This window comes from Microseira sp. BLCC-F43 (assembly GCF_041929235.1).
Classification (GTDB): Bacteria; Cyanobacteriota; Cyanobacteriia; order Cyanobacteriales; family Aerosakkonemataceae; genus Microseira.
Genome location: NZ_JBHFNP010000197.1, coordinates 39,313 through 58,331 on the forward strand (window position 1 = coordinate 39,313; position 19,019 = coordinate 58,331).

The 19,019-nt window shown below is 45.2% G+C and carries 18 protein-coding genes; 13 read left to right on the plus strand and 5 right to left on the minus strand.

What is annotated here, in order from left to right; genetic code table 11:
* The first annotated feature begins 127 nt into the window (after positions 1-127).
* From ACE1CM_RS27355 to ACE1CM_RS27370, 4 genes are all read left to right on the plus strand, one after another.
* Positions 128-703: a hypothetical protein gene (locus ACE1CM_RS27355; RefSeq protein ID WP_374882008.1), complete on the plus strand. Its 576-nt coding sequence runs from the start codon at positions 128-130 to the stop codon at positions 701-703.
* A 99-nt stretch (positions 704-802) separates the two neighbouring features.
* The gene (locus ACE1CM_RS27360; protein WP_374882009.1) at positions 803-1,168 is read left to right on the plus strand and encodes a hypothetical protein; all 366 of its coding nucleotides are present in this window, start codon (positions 803-805) and stop codon (positions 1,166-1,168) included.
* 120 nt (positions 1,169-1,288) lie between these two features.
* Complete coding sequence (trpE, locus tag ACE1CM_RS27365; protein WP_374882010.1) at positions 1,289-2,818, plus strand: anthranilate synthase component I; 1,530 nt, start codon at positions 1,289-1,291, stop codon at positions 2,816-2,818.
* A gap of 82 nt (positions 2,819-2,900) precedes the next feature.
* On the plus strand, positions 2,901-3,785 hold the full coding sequence (locus ACE1CM_RS27370; RefSeq protein ID WP_374882025.1) for a PhzF family phenazine biosynthesis protein: 885 nt from the start codon (positions 2,901-2,903) through the stop codon (positions 3,783-3,785).
* 81 nt (positions 3,786-3,866) lie between these two features.
* Here the strand turns inward: ACE1CM_RS27370 and ACE1CM_RS27375 are convergent, their stop codons facing one another.
* From ACE1CM_RS27375 to ACE1CM_RS27390, 4 genes are all read right to left on the minus strand, one after another.
* Positions 3,867-4,067: a hypothetical protein gene (locus ACE1CM_RS27375; protein ID WP_374882011.1), complete on the minus strand. Its 201-nt coding sequence runs from the start codon at positions 4,065-4,067 to the stop codon at positions 3,867-3,869.
* Between the two features lie 559 nt (positions 4,068-4,626).
* Complete coding sequence (locus ACE1CM_RS27380) at positions 4,627-5,478, minus strand: TIGR02452 family protein (protein ID WP_374882012.1); 852 nt, start codon at positions 5,476-5,478, stop codon at positions 4,627-4,629.
* A 14-nt stretch (positions 5,479-5,492) separates the two neighbouring features.
* Positions 5,493-5,744, minus strand: coding sequence for a hypothetical protein (locus ACE1CM_RS27385; protein ID WP_374882013.1), 252 nt, complete (start codon positions 5,742-5,744; stop codon positions 5,493-5,495).
* Positions 5,745-5,919: 175 nt separating this feature from the next.
* Entirely contained in the window at positions 5,920-6,417 is a 498-nt protein-coding gene (locus ACE1CM_RS27390) for an SAM-dependent methyltransferase (RefSeq protein WP_374882014.1), read from the minus strand.
* 259 nt (positions 6,418-6,676) lie between these two features.
* Here ACE1CM_RS27390 and ACE1CM_RS27395 point away from each other — a divergent pair, with 259 nt between their 5' ends.
* Entirely contained in the window at positions 6,677-9,709 is a 3,033-nt protein-coding gene (locus ACE1CM_RS27395) for a plasmid replication protein, CyRepA1 family (RefSeq protein WP_374882015.1), read from the plus strand.
* A gap of 517 nt (positions 9,710-10,226) precedes the next feature.
* Here the strand turns inward: ACE1CM_RS27395 and ACE1CM_RS27400 are convergent.
* Complete coding sequence (locus ACE1CM_RS27400) at positions 10,227-11,267, minus strand: RNA polymerase sigma factor SigF (protein ID WP_374882016.1); 1,041 nt, start codon at positions 11,265-11,267, stop codon at positions 10,227-10,229.
* Between the two features lie 279 nt (positions 11,268-11,546).
* Here ACE1CM_RS27400 and ACE1CM_RS27405 point away from each other — a divergent pair, with 279 nt between their 5' ends.
* From ACE1CM_RS27405 to ACE1CM_RS27440, 8 genes are all read left to right on the plus strand, one after another.
* On the plus strand, positions 11,547-12,275 hold the full coding sequence (locus ACE1CM_RS27405) for a Bax inhibitor-1 family protein (RefSeq protein ID WP_374882017.1): 729 nt from the start codon (positions 11,547-11,549) through the stop codon (positions 12,273-12,275).
* Positions 12,276-12,457: 182 nt separating this feature from the next.
* A protein-coding gene (gene prfB, locus ACE1CM_RS27410) for a peptide chain release factor 2 (RefSeq protein ID WP_374882018.1) occupies positions 12,458-13,583 on the plus strand; the annotation gives its coding sequence in 2 pieces (ribosomal slippage) (positions 12,458-12,532 and positions 12,534-13,583; 1,125 coding nt in all).
* Positions 13,584-13,717: 134 nt separating this feature from the next.
* Positions 13,718-13,915 carry a DUF3285 domain-containing protein gene (locus ACE1CM_RS27415; RefSeq protein ID WP_374882026.1) on the plus strand — a complete coding sequence of 66 codons (198 nt, stop codon included), beginning with the start codon at positions 13,718-13,720 and terminating at the stop codon, positions 13,913-13,915.
* A 36-nt stretch (positions 13,916-13,951) separates the two neighbouring features.
* Entirely contained in the window at positions 13,952-14,467 is a 516-nt protein-coding gene (ybeY, locus tag ACE1CM_RS27420; protein WP_374882019.1) for an rRNA maturation RNase YbeY, read from the plus strand.
* A gap of 14 nt (positions 14,468-14,481) precedes the next feature.
* On the plus strand, positions 14,482-15,021 hold the full coding sequence (locus tag ACE1CM_RS27425) for a diacylglycerol kinase family protein (RefSeq protein ID WP_374882020.1): 540 nt from the start codon (positions 14,482-14,484) through the stop codon (positions 15,019-15,021).
* A gap of 114 nt (positions 15,022-15,135) precedes the next feature.
* Entirely contained in the window at positions 15,136-15,735 is a 600-nt protein-coding gene (locus ACE1CM_RS27430; RefSeq protein ID WP_374882021.1) for an anthranilate synthase component II, read from the plus strand.
* A gap of 292 nt (positions 15,736-16,027) precedes the next feature.
* A complete protein-coding gene (locus tag ACE1CM_RS27435) occupies positions 16,028-16,801 on the plus strand; it encodes an MBL fold metallo-hydrolase (protein WP_374882027.1) in 774 nt (257 codons plus the stop codon).
* Between the two features lie 100 nt (positions 16,802-16,901).
* A complete protein-coding gene (locus ACE1CM_RS27440; protein WP_374882022.1) occupies positions 16,902-18,506 on the plus strand; it encodes a peptide ligase PGM1-related protein in 1,605 nt (534 codons plus the stop codon).
* Positions 18,507-19,019 lie beyond the last annotated feature (513 nt).

A 19,019-nucleotide genomic window follows, 5' to 3' on the forward strand; every position in this document is an offset into this window, starting at 1 on the left:
TCAAGTCTCGGAGGGTTATCTCTCCGAGATTTGATGTTTGAAGCGACAGGGGAGCAGTTGAGCACCCGGAGCAGGGGGGAGGGGTGTAATGAGGGTAAAATCAATAACAAGAGTTGGATTTGTAGCTATGGCAATTTTAGCGATTAGCGCTACAACCAGTTTGGCACAGCAACAATCAGAGCGATATCCAACCGCAACCGAATTGCAAAGATTGAGGGAAAAATTACGCCAGCAAATTCGGTCAAGTAATATTCAAGACAGACGTTCCCCAGCAGAAAAACAAAGCAGAGAAGCTTTTGTCAGAACTTGGTCAAGAGTCGCTCCCACTATCTCCCCTTTTTTAGGGAATTGGTCTGGGTATGAGGAAAGTTTGAGTATTTATCCATCCAATACAAGCGGGCACGTTTGTCTGATTTATATTGGGATACAAGAGGCTGAATTAATTTTGGCAACCGTCTCTAATGGACAAATCCGCACGAATCGAAGAGAAGTTATTTTAAAAGAAGGAGATTACTTGGGAGTAGCGAGTGTAAGAAACAATAAACCAGATATTTTTGTCGAAACTCCTTATTCCTTCCCGGTATCTTTGCAACCACCTAGACAATTCGCTCAGTCATCGGGAACCACTACAGAAGAGGTGAATAAAGTAGTGCGGGAATTTAATGCATCTGGTTGTACCGCGGCGCTGCCATCCTTACGGTAAAATTGTCATACCCTTCAAATAAAGATGCTTATGAAAAGCCAATCGCTCCTTAGCATTAGCTTATTGAACTTAGTTATGTTAGCTGGAGCAATCCCGGTTTTGTCCCAATCTACACAGACATTTCAAAGCTTACCCAATGGCGTCTATCTTTATGGGGAATCTCAAATGCCAGACGAAAAAGATACTTATTACTTTGTCTTGCGTAAAACTGGGAATAACATTATCGGCATGAGCTATACAGGTATGGAAAGAAATGAGTGCTTTAGAGGCACAATTAGCCAAAATACAATTAACGATCTAACCGTCGCAGAAGTCGAGCCGAATTCGACAGTAGGATGGCAATTTAGTCAAGGAGAAAGGCCCTTAGATTTGAATCAATTATATAGAATAGACTCGAATAAAATTACTGAAGGTGCTTTAGGACAGTTGCAGGAATGCGTTACGCTATTTTCAAATAGAAGATAGCCGCGGAAATTTGAAATCTAAAATCTGAAATCAAAAATCTAAAATCCTCAATAAAAATCTTCAGATTGGGGTAAAATTTTCTGTTGGGGCAGGTGCGTCCCATCCTCACCCGGTAAATTTATGATATTCCCCGATTTCTCCCAATTCGCCGAACTCGCTAAGCAAGGTAACTTCGTCCCCGTGTATCAGGAATGGGTGGCGGATCTCGATACGCCAGTGTCTGCATGGTATCGCGTCTGCGCTGGTCAACCTTACAGTTTTTTGTTGGAGTCGGTTGAAGGGGGAGAAAATATTGGACGCTATAGTTTATTGGGATGCGATCCGGTGTGGGTGTTGGAAGTACGAGGCGATCGCACTACCCAGATCCACCGCGACAATTGGATTGTAGAATTTGAAGGCGACCCGTTTAAAGCGTTAACCTACTGCATTACGCCCTATCATCCAGTAAAATTACCCCAACTCCCTCCCGGTATTGGCGGATTATTTGGATATTGGGGATACGAGTTAATTCGCTGGATCGAACCTAAAGTGCCAATTTATCCGGCAGGGGAAAAAGAATTGCCGGATGGAGTGTGGATGCAAGTCGATCACCTGTTGATATTTGACCAGGTGAAGCGGAAAATATGGGCAATCGCATACGCAGACTTGCGCGACCCGGAGGTAGATTTAGAAGCAGCATATCAGCAAGCGTGCGATCGCGTCACCCAGTTAGTCAATAAACTGCAATCTCCCCTATCTCAGCAGAGTACCTTTTTAGAATGGAAACCGCCAGGAACAGGTGCAGGGGAAACCGAGTATACGAGTAATATCACCCGCGAACAGTTTTGCGACAACGTTAAAAAGGCAAAAGAATATATCAAAGCTGGGGATATTTTTCAGGTAGTACTTTCCCAGCGACTATCCGCAGAATACAGCGGCGATCCTTTTGCACTATATCGCTCGTTGCGGTTAATTAATCCTTCGCCGTATATGTCATATTTTCACTTTAACGACTGGCAAATTATCGGTTCCAGTCCCGAGGTGATGGTAAAATCAGAACGAGATCGAGATGGTAATAAAATAGCAACTTTGCGACCAATTGCCGGAACGCGACGCCGAGGTAAAACCACTCAAGAAGATAACGCTTTGGCACAAGAATTGTTGCAAGATCCAAAAGAAATTGCCGAACACGTTATGCTAGTCGATCTGGGGCGAAATGACTTGGGTCGCGCCTGTAAAATCGGTAGCGTAAAAGTAGACCAATTAATGGTAATTGAACGGTACTCTCACGTGATGCATATTGTGAGTAACGTCGTGGGAGAATTGGCGCAAGATAAAACAGCTTGGGATTTGCTGAAAGCGTGTTTCCCGGCGGGGACTGTCAGCGGTGCGCCTAAAATTCGGGCGATGGAGATTATACACGAATTGGAAGGATGTCGGCGCGGGGTTTATTCTGGGGCTTACGGGTACTATGATTTTGAAGGGCAGTTGAATAGCGCAATCGCAATCCGCACGATGGTCGTCCGCAGTCAAGGAAATGGCAAGCATACGGTATCGGTGCAAGCGGGTGCCGGGTTAGTCGCTGATTCTGAACCTGAAAAAGAATATGAGGAAACGATTAATAAGGCAAGAGGTTTGTTGGAAGCGATTCGCTGTTTGAAGGAAAGTTAATTATTGAACCGCCATAGACGCGCAGCGACTTCCCGTAGGGTAGACGCCAAGGACGCCAAGAGAAGAGAGAGAAGAGAGTATGTTGACTTTTTACATTGTTGATGTGTTTGCGGTGGGGAAATATACTGGCAATCAGTTGGCTGTTTTTACGGGTGATGGGGTGGGTGAGTTATCTGATTCTCAGATGCAGCGCATCGCTAAGGAGATGAATTATTCGGAAACTACTTTTATCCCATCAACAGAGATGCGAGAGGGTGGTTATGATGTGCGGATTTTTACCCCTGAGCAAGAGTTACCTTTTGCTGGGCATCCGACTTTGGGAACTGCTTATATTATACAGCAAGAAATAGTTAAAAATCCGGTTGATCAAGTTAATTTAAATCTCAAAGTTGGGCAAATTCCAGTCACGCTGCATTATGCGGGTGAGTCGGTAGAATGGTTGTGGATGCAGCAAAAAACGCCAACTTTTGGTCAGGGTTTTTCGGCAGATAAGATTGCAAGCGTGTTGAATTTAGATGTATCCGAGATTGATTCGAGGTTTCCGATTGAAGAAGTTTCGACGGGAGTGCCGTTTATTATCGTACCGGTGAAAACTCTGGAAGCAATTAAGCGTATTAAGGTGAATAAAGATAAATATTTTGAGTTGATTGAAAAGACGCAAGCGAAAGCGATTCTAGTCTTTTGTCCCGAAACATATAGTCCGGAAAATAATCTAAATGTACGGATGTTTGCCGGTTATTTAGGAGTCCCGGAAGATCCGGCGACGGGGAGTGCTAATGGTTGTTTAGCTGGGTATTTAGTCGAGTATTCTTATTTTGGGTCAGCACCAATTGATTTACGAGTCGAGCAAGGATATGAAATTGGTAGACCTTCTTTACTGTTATTAAAAGCGCAAAGAGGTAAGCAAGGAATTGAAGTTTCAGTCGGTGGAAAGGTGATTTTGGTCGCCAAAGGAGAATTTGTTTAAAAACAGCATTTATTTAGCCAAATCTCTTCCTTCTCTTCCTCTGCGTCCTCTGCGTCTACCCTACGGGAAGTCGCTGCGCGTCTATGGCGGTTCAAAAAAATTATTTCTGGATACAAGTCGAACCAGGCGCAGATCGGGATATCCTGCACGAATCTCTTCAAAACTATCATCCTCATCTGAGTTGAGACTTGATTCATAAAGCAAGAAGCGAGAACCGATTTTTCGTAAATCTGGCGGTATGGAATTGGTTGGAATATCCCAATCAATCCAAAAATCGACCATTCCCCAGTCCTTTGAACGTTCTAAAAAAAACCACGACTTACCCACGACGAGAAAAGAAACTTTGGTGAAGAGTTGATCTCTTCCAAACCAACGATTTTTCAGATCGCCCTTAGTTACTTTGCGTAAGTCCTAAGCTGCTACGCACCTAATTTGAGAGTCAAATTTTCCCTTCTTCTTGTGGGGTGGGTATCTTGCCCGCCTCTTTATTGGATTTAAATGCGTAGCAGCTTAAAAACCTTTGTATATCCACCATCTAAAATTCGCACAGGTTCTAGTTGGTGATGAAATTTCATATCCTTGTTTGAGAATTTCTAGGGTTTCTTCATCGATCGGTCGTAGGGTGCGTTAGGCGCAATTTAATCTGTTGTTTTTGAGTAATTTCCCCAGATCTGCGCCGTAACGCAGCATCATATGATGTTCGCCTAATAACCCTGAATAAAAATCTCGACCCGTCACCGTGTCACCGTGTCACCGTTCTCCCAAGTCAATCGCTAAATAGATGGGTGAAGAACCGGACATGATATCAAATGGTTGTACGTTACGCTGGCGCTAACGCACCCTACTCGAAAATTGAGCGAAATGAATTAATAGTAGCGCCATCTCGTGAATTATCTAACACCGCAAACACAACTTTTTCAAAAAAGCAATTGAGTTGAGGATTTTCCACAAGATGATGGTAAAAATATCGGGCAACATTTTCAGGATTATTTTTAAACACGCCACAACCCCAAGCGCCTAACACAAGTACTTTGTAACCCTGAATGGCGGCGATTGAAAGCAGTTTTTCGGTTCGCGCAAACATTATGCTTTCAATTCGATCTATTTCTTCTTGATTCCCTTTTTGTCTAACTTCGCCTGCTTTGACTGCTGGTGCAGTCAGGATTGATACTAAAAAAGGTTTGTCTAAAAGTTTATCCTCATCATCTCTGATTACTGGAACTTGGGGGGAATAAATCATATCGTCGGTGTAGAGTGCCGAACCTAGATTTCTGTTAGTGTTATACATATCTGTCATTTGAGCAATACAAGGATAAAGTCCAGTTGCTCTAGCTAAACTTTCTTCTTGCGCTTGAGTCCCTCTTAAAAATCCACCTCCGGGGTTTTTCCCTGAAGCGAAGTTTAAGCATAAGACTTTTTCTATACCTTCTTGATTCACTAACCGACTCGCTGCGTGCAGTGTGGTTTCGTTATTGACTTCAAAACTGGTTTTAATCGTAATTGTAGCAAGGCGATCGCGTTCCTTAAAAACTTGATTAAATCTGTCTGACGAGTAATGAATCGCTCCAGTTTTTGCAGCTATTAAATCATCTCTAATTTCAACAACTTCTCCATTTTGATTTTGGTAGAATCCTTGTTGGAGAATGTCTACAGTTTCTTGAGCGATGAGGATGCGTTGCTCTGGATTAGTCATATATTTTTTTCGCTCTAACAGTCGAGCGACTTGACTTTCAATTGCTGCGATTTTCCTAAAAATATTGGGGCGTCTTCATCGATATATCCTAGCAAGTTGGCTATACTTTCTTGCACGATTGTTAATCGATATACTACGTTCTGGAGTCGTAACATTCCTTCTCGAAATTCTTCTCTCTCCTGTCTCGCTTCAGTCATTGCATCCAACATAGTTTGGATTGCCTTAGCGTTACTCTCAACAACCTGCTTTAATTCTTCATCAGTCATTGCAATTACCTTTGAAGTTAAGCCTACCTTTTATTATCTCAAGTTGCTAGTTATAAGCTTTGGCCTTGCTAATTGCTAATTGCCAGCTTGCTAATCTTGGATTTTACCAATCTCGCCATTAGCCATTAGCCATTAGCCCCAAGCAGAGAGATAACTAGCAACTTACGTTATTATCTCATTTTACCTCGATTTCTCTACCAGAAATTCCCCAGCGAAAAATAGTAAATTCGGCTTCGGGAGTTGGTACGTAAATTACTTGCTCTGGTTGCCAATCTTCCATGTCAAAATCCAGGGATAGTACCCGCGTTCCAGGTTTAAGTTGGTTCCATAACATGGGACGGAGTCTTTTATTAACATGGGGTAATAAGTAAACATAAACTACCGTTGCATCGCTAAAATCGCTTTCAAATATGTTTTGGTGACGAAATGTAACGCGATCGCTCACACCAGCAGCCAAAGCATTCTCGTTAGCTGCCTGGATGCGATCCGGATCGATATCGATACCAACGCCTCTTGCACCGTATTGTAGGGCTGCTGCGATCGCCATCTGTCCATCCCCGCACCCCAAGTCGTAAAAAATATCCTCTGGAGTGATTTTGGCTAGGTTGAGGATGTCTTGTATTACATCTGGATGGCTGGGGATATGACCGATGTCTGGTTGAAATTGTGGCATTGTTTGCTTTTTTGACCGGATCTCTAGGGTAACTGCAAACCGCAAATGCATGATACAGTTCTAGAGCGCTTGATTTGGCGACCCGCTTGCCAATCACCTTTGTTTCTCTGAAAAATCGAGTCCGCCCCCAGAAACCCGGTTTCTACGATCTTCGACCATTTTACATATAGAGTAGTCTTGGCTAAAATTAGCATTACGGACACCATATATAGTGTGTCTGGGAACTGACCCGCAACTCTGACCCAGGAAGACTCGCACCATGCATCTGCCCCATCTCCACCCGCAACACGTCGATGAATTCGTCAAAGGCAGCAGCATTGACCCGATCCTGGCCTCGCTGAATTTCCTGTCTTTAGAAGGAAATGTGCCTTACGAGTATTTGTTTATATCCAGCTGCATACCCCGCACAAATATAGGAATTGTTCGCCTCCAGTGGCGGCGTCGCTACGCACAGATGGCAAAAGGCGGCTGGTGGTGTTCGGGGTTAGACCCTTTAAATAATTGGCAGGAAATGGAATGGGGATGCTATAAGCCAAATCATCCCCGGCAGAATGGAGAAGGCAAACCGATCAAATACGAACATCCACCGGGAATGCCAACGCGGATATTTTGTCTGAGGGTGTCATTGCACATTTGGCAGCAGACGGCTTGCCGTTACGGTATTGCAATGCCAGAGAATATTGCCATTGGTGAAAATGGGGAAGCCATAGGGTTTTGGCAGTGGGTAGTGGAACAAAAAGTCCCGATAATTATATGTGAGGGAGTGAAAAAAGCAGCGGCTTTGTTGACCCAGGGGTATGTTGCGATCGGATTACCGGGAATTACCAGCGGCTACCGGGTGGCGAGAGACTGGCAAGGTAGGGTAAAAAACAGACAGATTATCCCAGATTTAGCAGCATTTACTCAGTCAGGGCGTACCTTTTATATTTGTTTTGACTACGAGAGGGAAGAGAAGAAAAAAAGGGCGGTGGAGAGTGCGATCGCGCAACTCGGTTATCTTATAGAACAAACAGGTTGCCAAGTCAAAGTCATCCGACTTCCCGGAGTAGAAAAAGGCGTAGATGAATTTATTGTTGCCCAAGGTGCAGCTGCGTTCCAAACCATTTATGAATCCAGCATAGACTTAGAAACCGACCTAGCTAAAACCAAACCCCACACCCAACTAACCTATGCAAGCGCACTGATTCTCAATCAACATTATTTAGGTTCCTTGCCATTTCCCCAATCTGGATTAGTCGGCGTCAAATCTGCCAAAGGAACGGGAAAAACAACCGCCCTAGAAACACTGGTTACACAAGCAAAAACCAAAGGTAAACCCGTTTTATTAATTACCCACCGCATCCAGCTGGGAAAATTTTTATGCGACAAAATCGGCGTAAATTGGGGATTGACATCGATGACCAATTACCCATTACCAATTACCCATTACCCATCATTAGGACTTTGCATTGATTCCATCTGGAAACTCAATCCCGCAGATTGGCGAGGTGGGATTATTATTTTAGATGAAGTTGAACAATCTTTGTGGCATCTCCTCAACAGCGACACTTGTAAAGATAAAAGAATCAAAATTTTGAAAGTCTTCCAGCAGTTAATTTCCACCGTCCTGCAAACGGGTGGGTTAGTAATCGCCCAAGATGCCGATTTATCAGATATTTCCCTAGATTACCTCAAAGGATTGGCAGAAATTCCGATTGAACCTTGGGTGGTAGTTAATCAATGGAAACCCGCAAATGGGTGGAATGTGACATTCTACGATTCCCCAAACCCAACGCTGTTAATTGAACAACTAGAACAAGATTTAATCGCCGGGAAAAAGTGTTACGTCACTACCGATAGTCGTTCTGGACGTTACAGTCCAGAAACCATTGACCGCTACATTAAACAGCGCCTGGAACAATTTCAAAAACAATATCCCAAAACCCTAGTAGTCAGCAGTCACACAACCAACACACCCGGGCACGAAGCCGTCAATTTTGTCGATAATCTTAACAAGAGTTCAAAAGATTATGACGCGGTTTTTGTGACTCCCACTTTGGGTACGGGAGTCAGCATTGATGTCGAACATTTTGATCGCGTTTATGGGATTTTTCAAGGAATAATTACCGACTCGGAAGCGAGACAAGCATTAGCAAGAGTTCGTTCTAATGTCCCGCGACTTGTTTGGTGTGCCAAGCGGGGAATTCGCTTTATTGGCAGCGGTAGTAAGAATTACCGATTGCTATCTCAATGGTATCAGGAAAATCAAAAAGAAAACCTGGCTTTGATGAGTACATCTCATAAAATAGATGTAGATTTACCTTTGGTTGTTGACTTAATTCATTTGAGAAATTGGGCTAAATTTGCCGCCAGGGTGAATGCTTCTATTACCTTGTATCGTCAATCAATGCTAGAAGGATTAATCGCGGAAGGACATCAAGTCAACCTGATGGGTGAAGCAACTGCAAAAGAGCGGCTTATCAAGCTACGTAAGGCACTTTTGGCAGCCGTTCCAGAAAATAGAGAACTAGCCAAAAAGCTGGTAATAGAAATTTTTGATCTGCAAAAACAGTTGAAAAATAAAAGCCAAAAGGCTCAATCGATCAAACATAAAATTAAAACAATTCATAGTAAAATAGAATCCGATGAAGCTGAGGCTGTTGCTCGGGCAAATGACATCAGCTTTAAAGAATACGAGCATCTGTTAGCGAAGGGTTCTTTAACCGATGAGCAACGCTACCAAGTTCATAAATATATCTTGAAACAGCGGTATGGGATAGAAGTTACTCCAGAACTGAAATTGCGGGATGATAGGGGTTATTATTTTCAACTATTAATGCATTATTATTTAACAGGAGATAGCCACTATTTTCGGCTCAAAGATTTCCAGGAATGGATCCACTATTTAAAAATAGGCGAAGGTAAGGTATTCCTGCCGGATTTGAAAACTTACACGTTAAAAATTGAGGCATTAAAAGCGTTAAATATTCCGGATTTTCTCGATATAGAACGCGAATTCCAAGAAAGAGATTCAGATTTATTTAAACTAAAAACCACTGCAATAAATTGCAGCAATCATATCAAAAGAGCGCTGGAGATCGGGAGGGATTATGAAAAAGGGAAAGAGGAAATTAGCTCGATAAAAATTCTCAGCATTATTTTAAGCTTGCTAGGATTAAAGCTAAAACGCATTCGGCGGAGAGTTTACAAAATAGATGCAGCAACTTTCTCCGACGGCAGACAGGAAATATTTCAAATTTGGCAGCAAAGAGATCTAAGTTTATATAAGACGGATAGACGAATGCTAGTGTGAAGCGATCGCTTTGTTCGTAGTAGGCGCTGTCTTCGCCATCCGGTATGGTTAATAGCGTTGTAGGGGCGGGTTTTACCCAAAACGTTTGATTTTAAGCGAATTGTTTTGATAAACTCGCCCCCCCGTGGGATGCCGATGCCAGCGGACATGATATTACATCCCAAGGCATTGAAACCCGGTTTCTCGCAAAAATCCTGGTTTGACAGCGAGAAATCTCCTCTGAAACCCGGTTTCTGACCGCAGAAACCGCTTGGCTGACTGGGGTAATGGGTAATTGTCAAGAGTAGACTCAGTCAAGCATCCAATTACCAATTACCAATTACCAATTACCAATTTGAATAACTAGCAACTTGCGTTATTACTTGAAAACCCAACAAAACGCCTATGTTGCTTAAGCATAGAATACCAGGTATTGCTCGAAACAAAAAATCAAAAAAAGTAGAAAAAAAGGAGGGTGACGCCCGGTTTTCATGGGATTTGAGCAAAAAACTCATGACGATTAACCGACCACCGCTCCCTAACCAGCCAAACCTGCCGTTTGAGCTTGCAACATACTCACCAACTGATCGACTCCTTTTTGCAGGTGTCGCGTCACAGTCATTGGACTAACCCCAATCTGCTTAGCAGCTTCTTTGCGGGGTAGTTCGCGCAGAAATACACACTCAATTGCCGCTCTGGTTTTTGTTTCTAACTGACTCAAAGCATCTTGCAATTGCTGCCGGTCTTCTTCCAAATGTTGAAAAGCTTGATAGCGAGTATCGGGCAAAGTTTCTCCCAAACTAACCGGATAATCTAGTTGGCGAGCCACCGTAGCATCCAAACTCAGAGGTTGGCGGTTTTGAGCAGCCAACTTGCTATCGCGCCACTCTTGCAGCGAAACTCCCAGCGCTTGGGCAATTTCGGCATCCTTTGGCGTGCGTCCCAGCTTCGCCGTCAGTTTCTTTTCTACCTTTTCTCCTTCGATGTGAAGTTCTTGCCAGCGGCGGGGTATCTTTACCATAGAACTCTTATCGCGCAGAAAATGCAGCATCTCGCCGCGAATGTAAGGTATGGCAAACGAACTAAAGGCACAGCCTTGAGTGGGATTGAACCGCTCAATGGCGCGAATCAAACCGATAAAACCAATTTGTTCCAAATCCTCATAAGGTTCGGTACATTGATATCGGATGCGATGCGCCACCTTGCGAACCAAACCAGCGTGCATCTTGACCAGTTGATTCCGCAGCGAAACAGAGGGATTTTGATGGTAAGCCATCAACAGTTCCATCCCTTTGGTATCCCACTCGCCCTGATCAGATGCGGTGTTGGGAGTTGCCGAGGTTTCCGTTGCGGTACTCACAGCCTTCGGCAAGACTTTGATCTGAGCCATCACAGGAGCAACTGGCAAATCAGTCCCTGCTGCTTTTTGGCGTGCCATACCGTTGTGACGGGACTTAATCGCTTCTAGGGAGCGACGCGAGTGCTGGCGCTCTCTACAGTCGCCCAAATCCTTCAGAGGGGATGAGATCTCGCGTGCAAACATGGGATACGAGTAAACAGCAGACTGAGTTGCCATCATAAAAATCCTGATTCGGGAAAACCCATCTCGTTATAGACGCCTCCATCGCAGCTTTCCCTGGAGTGGGAATTGGGGCGTTGTTTTTCACCTGAACCCATTTTCTTTATGACAGCCAGAAACCCACCATTGCGTTTCTACGGAATTCGGTACAAAGGTTTCACGCCTATTCGGGATAAATACGCACATCCAGACTGGCCGTTTGATTATGGGTGCAGAGATCTGAGAATTTGAGTCAGAATAAAACCAAAAGAGTCACGCACCAACAAGGGAGGCAGTCCCGTGAGTAGTACCAGCAACTTTCGCGAAGCGATTCGCTCTGCCAGAAGCCATGCGCTTGTTGGCCCTAATGTAATTGCCAACGCTCTCCCCTATGTCGGCGGCGGCTTGGTTTTAACCGCCGCTGGCGTCTATGGTGGTCTTGGCGTTATCCGTTCATATCCAGGATTATTTTTCCCAACTTTGATCGCCGCCGTTATTGCGGAGTTAATTCTTTTCTTCATCGCCCAAAATGTTGCCGAAAAAGGCAACAACAAAGTCGCCCTGCCCCTGCTAGCGACCTATAGCTTGCTGTCCGGCTATACCCTCAGCGGACTCGTGTACGTTGCACTAGGCACAAAAGGCGTTGGCATTCAAGGCATTGCCTTTGCCGCTCTTGGTTGTGGCGTCACCTTTATTGCCGCAAGGCAAATTGGCTCGAATCTGTCTGAAGAAGACGGGATGGCCTTAACTAAAACGATTGGCATCGGCATAATTGCCTTGCTGGTCGTGATTTTGGGTCAATTCCTGTTTGCCCTGTTTGGCGTCTACACCCCCACCTGGCTGGAAATCGCCATTTCAGGCATTGGGGTATTTCTATTTGCCGGATGTGCCGTGGTGGATTTCTACATTTTGCCCCGCACCTACCGCAACGACCAATACCTGCCAGCAGCGCTGTCGATGTACCTGACTTACATCAACTTGTTTGTCTTTATCCTGCGCTTGTTGATTGCGATTAATAGCCGCGATTAACCTTTGTTCCAAGGGTTCTCTCTTCTAAAAGATGAGGGTGGGCAGATGCCCACCCTCATCTTTTGGGGCAAAACAGCCGTTAATAGGACTTACGCCAGGGCGTACGCCAAGAAACCCGGTTTCTTTGCAGAGGTCCTGGCTAAGATAAACATGTGCAAGCTTTTTTCCAGCGCAATCCAACCATGCTAGAAGTTCAAGATATTAAACGCGAAGTCGAAACGCTGTCTCATCGCCTGGGTAAAACCCAGGACTATCTTTGACATTCCCGCTCTTTCCGCCAAAATTCAAGACCTGGAACAGCTGGCGGCGCAACCGAATTTTTGGGACAACCAAACTGCTGCCCAAACAACCCTGCAAGAACTCAACGACCTTAAATCCCACATCCAGCAATACCACCAGTGGAAAACTAGCTTAGAAGACACCAAGGCGATTCTGGAACTGCTGGAATTAGAATCCGACCCAGGACTGCTGCAAGAAGCCGAAACCAATGTCACCCAACTGAGTCGCGAACTCGACCGCTGGGAATTGGAGCAAATGCTCTCTGGCCCCTATGATGCAGAAGGAGCAGTACTGACAATCAATGCCGGTGCTGGCGGTACAGACGCCCAAGATTGGGCCGAAATGCTGTTGCGGATGTATACCCGCTGGGCAGAAGATCGCGGCTATCAAGTGCATTTGTCGGAAATTTCAGCAGGCGATGAAGCGGGGCTAAAATCTGCCACCCTGGAAATTACCGGGCGCTATGCCTATGGTTACCTTAAATCTGAGAAAGGCACTCATCGCCTGGTGCGAATTTCGCCTTTCAACGCCAACGGTAAGCGGCAAACTAGCTTCGCCGGGGTGGAAGTCATGCCGATTTTGGCACAATCAGTTGAATTGGAAATTCCAGACAAGGATTTGAAAATTGATACGTTCCGTTCCGGCGGGAAAGGCGGGCAAAATGTCAACAAAGTTGAAACCGGCGTGCGAGTTGAACACGTTCCTACCGGCATCGCCGTGCGCTGTACCGAAGAGCGCTCTCAACAGCAAAACAAGGAAAAAGCTCTTGCTCGTCTTAAAGCTAAGTTGCTGATTATCGCCCAAGAACAACGCGCTCAAGAAATTGCCCAAATTCGAGGCGATATGGTTGAGGCCGCTTGGGGCAACCAAATTCGCAACTATGTTTTCCATCCCTATCAGATGGTAAAAGACCTGCGTACCGAGGTGGAAACCAGTGCCATTACAGATGTGATGAACGGCGAGCTTGACCCGTTTATTCAAGCCTATCTGCGACAAGAAAATCAACTCGTCGAAAGCGGCGCGGTGTAATCTAGTCATCTGGGATGCAGAAACCCGGTTTTTCGCAAAAACCGGGTTTCTCAAATGTTTGTTAATTTATTGTTACAATGTCAGGAAACAGCCTCAAACCTGATAGAATTCACCTGACTCAGCATCACCGTTCTATGAACTCTGCTTCGCCCTCAAACCCTGCCGAAACGGCAACCGAAACACCATTAGCTACCCCCCAAGCTCAACCGAGTTACGTCAAACTCGCCATGCGTAATATGGTACGCAAGCGAGGAGTATCGCTGAAACACTTCGCCCTGACAACTATCGGTCTTTTAGCCGTTCTGATCGGTCTTTCTTACCTGACTCGTTAACAAATGCCATTAGATCCGGAATAGAGAGGAGTAGGTGTGGAAGTAGAAGTAAGCATACAGGATATTTTTGGGGAATTATACCACGAAAGTGTCATTTCGGTCGAAACTTGGCAGGAATGGTGCGAGAAGTGGCTAGAAATTCTCCAAACCTCGCTTCCACCCGCCGATGCCTATGAACTGGGCCTGCGTCTCACCGACGATGCTGAAATTCAGGAACTAAACGCCCAGTACCGAAACAAAAATCAGCCGACTGACGTCCTGGCTTTTGCGGCTTTAGAAGCAGATATACCTCAGTCAGAGGAAATGCTGCTGCACGTACCTTTATATCTCGGAGATCTCGTCATCTCGGTGGAAACTGCTGCTAGGCAAGCTCAGCAGCAAGGACATTCGCTAAAAACTGAGTTAGCTTGGTTAGCGGCACATGGTTTGCTTCACCTGTTGGGTTGGGATCATCCAGATGAGGATAGCTTGACTGAAATGCTCTCGATGCAAGCAACTTTGCTTGAGTCTATAGGCGATCGCACCTTGCTCGATCAAATCACACCTGTTTAAGTTCGTGGCTGCACATGAAAGTTAATGAACCGCTCAATTCCCCCAAAACCTCCAACCCCCAAACCTACGAAATAGCATCGAATGGTTCGTCCCCCCCGTCTGAGGTACTTTCCTCTGGGGTGAAAAACCCAACCGAACCAGTCTTATCCCCAAAACGCCAGATGGCGTGGCGGGTAGCATCAAATTTAGCAGTTAGTTTTAAATATGCCTGGGCTGGACTTAGCTACACTTTTCAAACTCAACGCAATTTTCGCATCCACGTATTTATCGGCGCTCTGGCAATTAGCCTGAGCGTCTTTTTACACTTAAAATCGGTAGAAGTTGCGGTGATTGGCCTCACGTGCGGCCTGGTTTTGGTGATGGAGTTACTCAATACCGCGATTGAGTCGGTTGTCGATTTGACCGTGAAGCAAACGTACCACGAACTGGCTAAAATTGCCAAGGACTGTGCGGCAGGTGCAGTTTTAATTTCGGCAATGGCATCGGTTTTAGTGGCTGGGTTGCTAATACTGCCGCCGCTGTTTAGCATGATTTATCTGTCAGCTATTAATTAGCAGAACGATAGAGCATTCAAAATTAAAAATCAAAAATTAATTCAAAATTAGAAATTGACAAAAGTGGCATTTTGGATTAAAAATAGAACCTGGCATAGCTAAGGAGTTTGAAGGTTGATTTTAGTTATCGATAATTACGATAGTTTCACCTACAACTTAGTTCAGTATCTCGGCGAACTAGCAGCAGAGTTTGCGGTAGCATCTGAGATAAAAGTGTATCGGAATGATGAAATTTCTGTGGAGCAAATCAAAGAATTAAAGCCGGATGGCATCGTGATTTCTCCAGGACCGGGACGCCCGGAAGATGCGGGGATTTCTTTAGAATTAATCGCAGAAATGGGGCCTGATTTACCGATTATGGGCGTATGCTTGGGGCATCAAGGAATCGGTGAAGTGTTTGGCGGTAATATTGTTTCGGCTCTTGAGTTAATGCACGGCAAAACTTCTCAGGTCTACCATACGGGCGTGGGAGTGTTCCAAGATTTGGAAAATCCGTTTGTGGCAACGCGGTATCATAGTTTGGTCATTGACCGGGAAACCTGCCCGGAAGTGTTGGAAATTACCGCTTGGGTTGAAGATGGAACAATTATGGGGGTACGACACCGGAACTATCCCCATATTCAGGGCGTCCAATTTCACCCAGAAAGTATTCTCACGACTTCTGGAAAGCAGTTGCTGCGAAATTTTCTCTCATCGCTAATGGGTAATGGGTAATTGGTAATTGGTAATTGATAATAGACTGCTGCAACAAACAAACTTCTTGGGCAGGCAGAATGCTTACCCCACAATAGATGTGGTATGGGTCTAATAGACCTCGACAAACAACAAACCTCTTGGGCAAGCAGAATGCCTACCCCACAAAAGATGCGATCGCGGTCTAATAGGTAGGGGCGGGTTTCACCAAGGATGCAGGCGATCGCTAACAGTTTATTTAAACCAACCCGCTTGTCCGCGATATGCCTCCGGCACGCTGCGCGAACGCATGAGTCGATATCTTGAAGGAATGATGAAACGACGACAGTTGATGCGCTATGCTGGCGCTGGATTGGTAACGGCTTTTGGAACGGCTTGGCTGTCTGGATTTGAGGCAATTCAAGCGCAAACGAACGATACGCTTTCAATTCAGTGGTTAGGTCACACCTGCTTTTTGTTTTCGGGTGGTGGTAAGCGCATCCTCGTAAATCCGTTTCGCCCTATCGGTTGTACCGCAGGGTATCGCGCCCCGAAAATAGAAACCGAGTTAGTGCTGATCAGCAGTCAGTTACTTGATGAAGGGGCGGTAGATCAGCTACCGGGCGATCCTAAACTGTTATTTGAACCGGGTGTATACAACGTACAGGGGACGCAATTCCAAGGAATTCGCACCGATCACGATCGCTTTGGCGGACGGCGTTTTGGGATTAATATTGCTTGGCGCTGGAACCACGCAGGGATTAATATTCTGCATTTAGGGGGTGCGGCGGCACCGATTACTGTAGAACAAAAAATCCTCATGGGGCGTCCCGATGTGCTGTTTGTACCGACCGGAGGCGGGGCGAAAGCTTATAATCCTACTGAGGCAAAGGCGGCGATCGCTACTCTCAATCCTAAAATAGTCATTCCCACCCACTACCGCACCCAAGCAGCAGCAGATACCTGCGATATCGTCGCCCTAGATGAATTCCTCAAACTCATGGATGGAATGCCGATTCGCAACATGGATACCGATACAATGGCGCTGAGTAAGAGGGATTTGCCCGATAGCGGTTCGACGATCAAGGTTTTGAGTTATAACTTCTAGGGAATGGGTAAGTTATAATTTTGTTTCTCTTCTATACATACCTGGCTCTTTCGTTCCAAAATGAGATTACTGCGGTTGGGTTGGCGATGGGACAGGGGTTATGGAACTATTCGATCTTTCCTCAATTGAACTGGCAGCACAGTTTCGCTTGCTACAGTCCCAGTTGCGCGATCGTTGGCAGGCGATCGATGTGTTGGATAATAGCGATTACGATATCCTCGTCATTCCTTCTTTGAGTCTCGACCAGCGGGAACTGCAAAAGGTTCAGGGATTCCTCCACTATGAAGAACGGCTGCTTTTTTCGCTAATTCGGCTGCAAAATCCCCGAACGCGGGTGATTTACGTGACTTCCCAGCCGCTATCGCAGATTGCCATCGATTATTACCTGCAATTGCTCCCCAGGATTCCATTTTCCCACGCGCGCGATCGCTTGGTGCTATTCTCCACCTACGATGCTTCCGCTACGGCACTTACCCAAAAAATTTTACAACGCCCGCGCCTAATGGAGCGCATTCGCGCCAGCTTGCGGACGGATAAAACCTATATGATTTGTTATAACTCTACGTCTTTAGAACGGGAGTTGTCCGTTCGACTGGATATACCTTTATTAGCTTTAGACCCAGATCTGCTTTATTGGGGAACAAAAAGCGGGTCTCGGCAAATTTTCGGAGAATGTGGGGTTCCCTATCCCGATGGCAGCGAATTGCTTAAGAATACTCAAGATTTAGCCGCAGCAGCTGCACGATTGTGGGAACGGCAACCCACATTGCAGCGCTTGGTGGTAAAACTAAATGAAGGATTTTCTGGGGAAGGCAACGCACTGCTGGATTTAAGACCAATTCAAGATAAAGCCCCTGGTAGTGCATCTGACAAGGAACGAGTCGCAGCGATTCACAAAAGCTTTGCCGATTTAAAGTTTGAAGCGAAAGGCGAAACTTGGGATAATTTTTCCAGTCGCATCCCGGAATTAGGGGCAATCGTCGAAGCGTTTATTGAAGGAGATAAGCGATCGCCCAGCGTCCAAGGTAGAATTACCCCCACTGGAGAAGTGGAAATCCTCTCCACCCACGATCAAATTTTAGGCGGACCCAGCGGTCAAATTTACCTCGGTTGTCGGTTTCCCGCCGATGAATCTTATCGCCTCACTTTGCAGCAATTGGGATTGAAGATTGGACAAAATTTAGCCCAAAAAGGCGCATTAGAACGCTTTGGTGTAGATTTTATCGCCGTCCGTCAACCAGATATCCCAGGCGTTCCTCAATGGGATATTCAAGCAATTGAAATTAACCTGCGTAAAGGCGGCACTACCCACCCGTTAATGACTTTGAAATTTTTAACTAACGGTCGTTACGACCTTTCTACCGGGTTATTTTATAGCCAACACGGTTGTCAAAAATATTACATTGCGACGGATAATTTGCAAAAAGACCGCTACAAAGGATTGCTGCCAAACGATTTGATGGATATTATTGCAGAACAGCGGTTGCATTTTGATACGAGTACCGAAACGGGTACGGTTTTTCACCTCATGGGTTGCTTATCGGAATTTGGCAAACTGGGATTAACCAGTATCGGCAATTCTCCCCAAGAAGCGCAGGATATTTATAATCGGGTGGTAAAAGTATTAGATGAAGAAACGAAACCAATCTCTCATGGTTTAATCGAGGAGGCAGAGGCAGAAAAAGCAATAGTGTCCTCAATCTGAAATCCAGGCATCCCAAATCTAAAAGCTAAAATCTGAAATCCAGGCATCCCAAATCTAAAAGCTCAAAGCTAAAATCTCAAATCCAGGCATCCCAAATCTAAAAGCTCAAATCTCAAATCCAGGCATCCCAAATCTAAAAGCTCAAATCTCAAATCGGAAATCCAGGCATCCCAAATCTAAAAGCTCAAATCTCAAATCCAGGCATCCCAAATCTAAAAGCTAAAATCTCAAATCCAGGCATCCCAAATCTAAAAGCTAAAATCTGAAATTCTGGCATCCCAAATCTAAAAGCTCAAATCTGAAATACTGGCATCCCAAATCTAAAAGCTCCAATCACAAATCACCAATCCACGCCACCCCAAACTCAAAACTAAAATCTCAAAACCAGGCATCCCAAATCTAAAAGCTCAAATCTCAAATCCAGGCATCCCAAATCTAAAAGCTCAAATCTCAAATCCAGGCATCCCAAATCTAAAAGCTCAAATCTCAAATCCAGGCATCCCAAATCTAAAA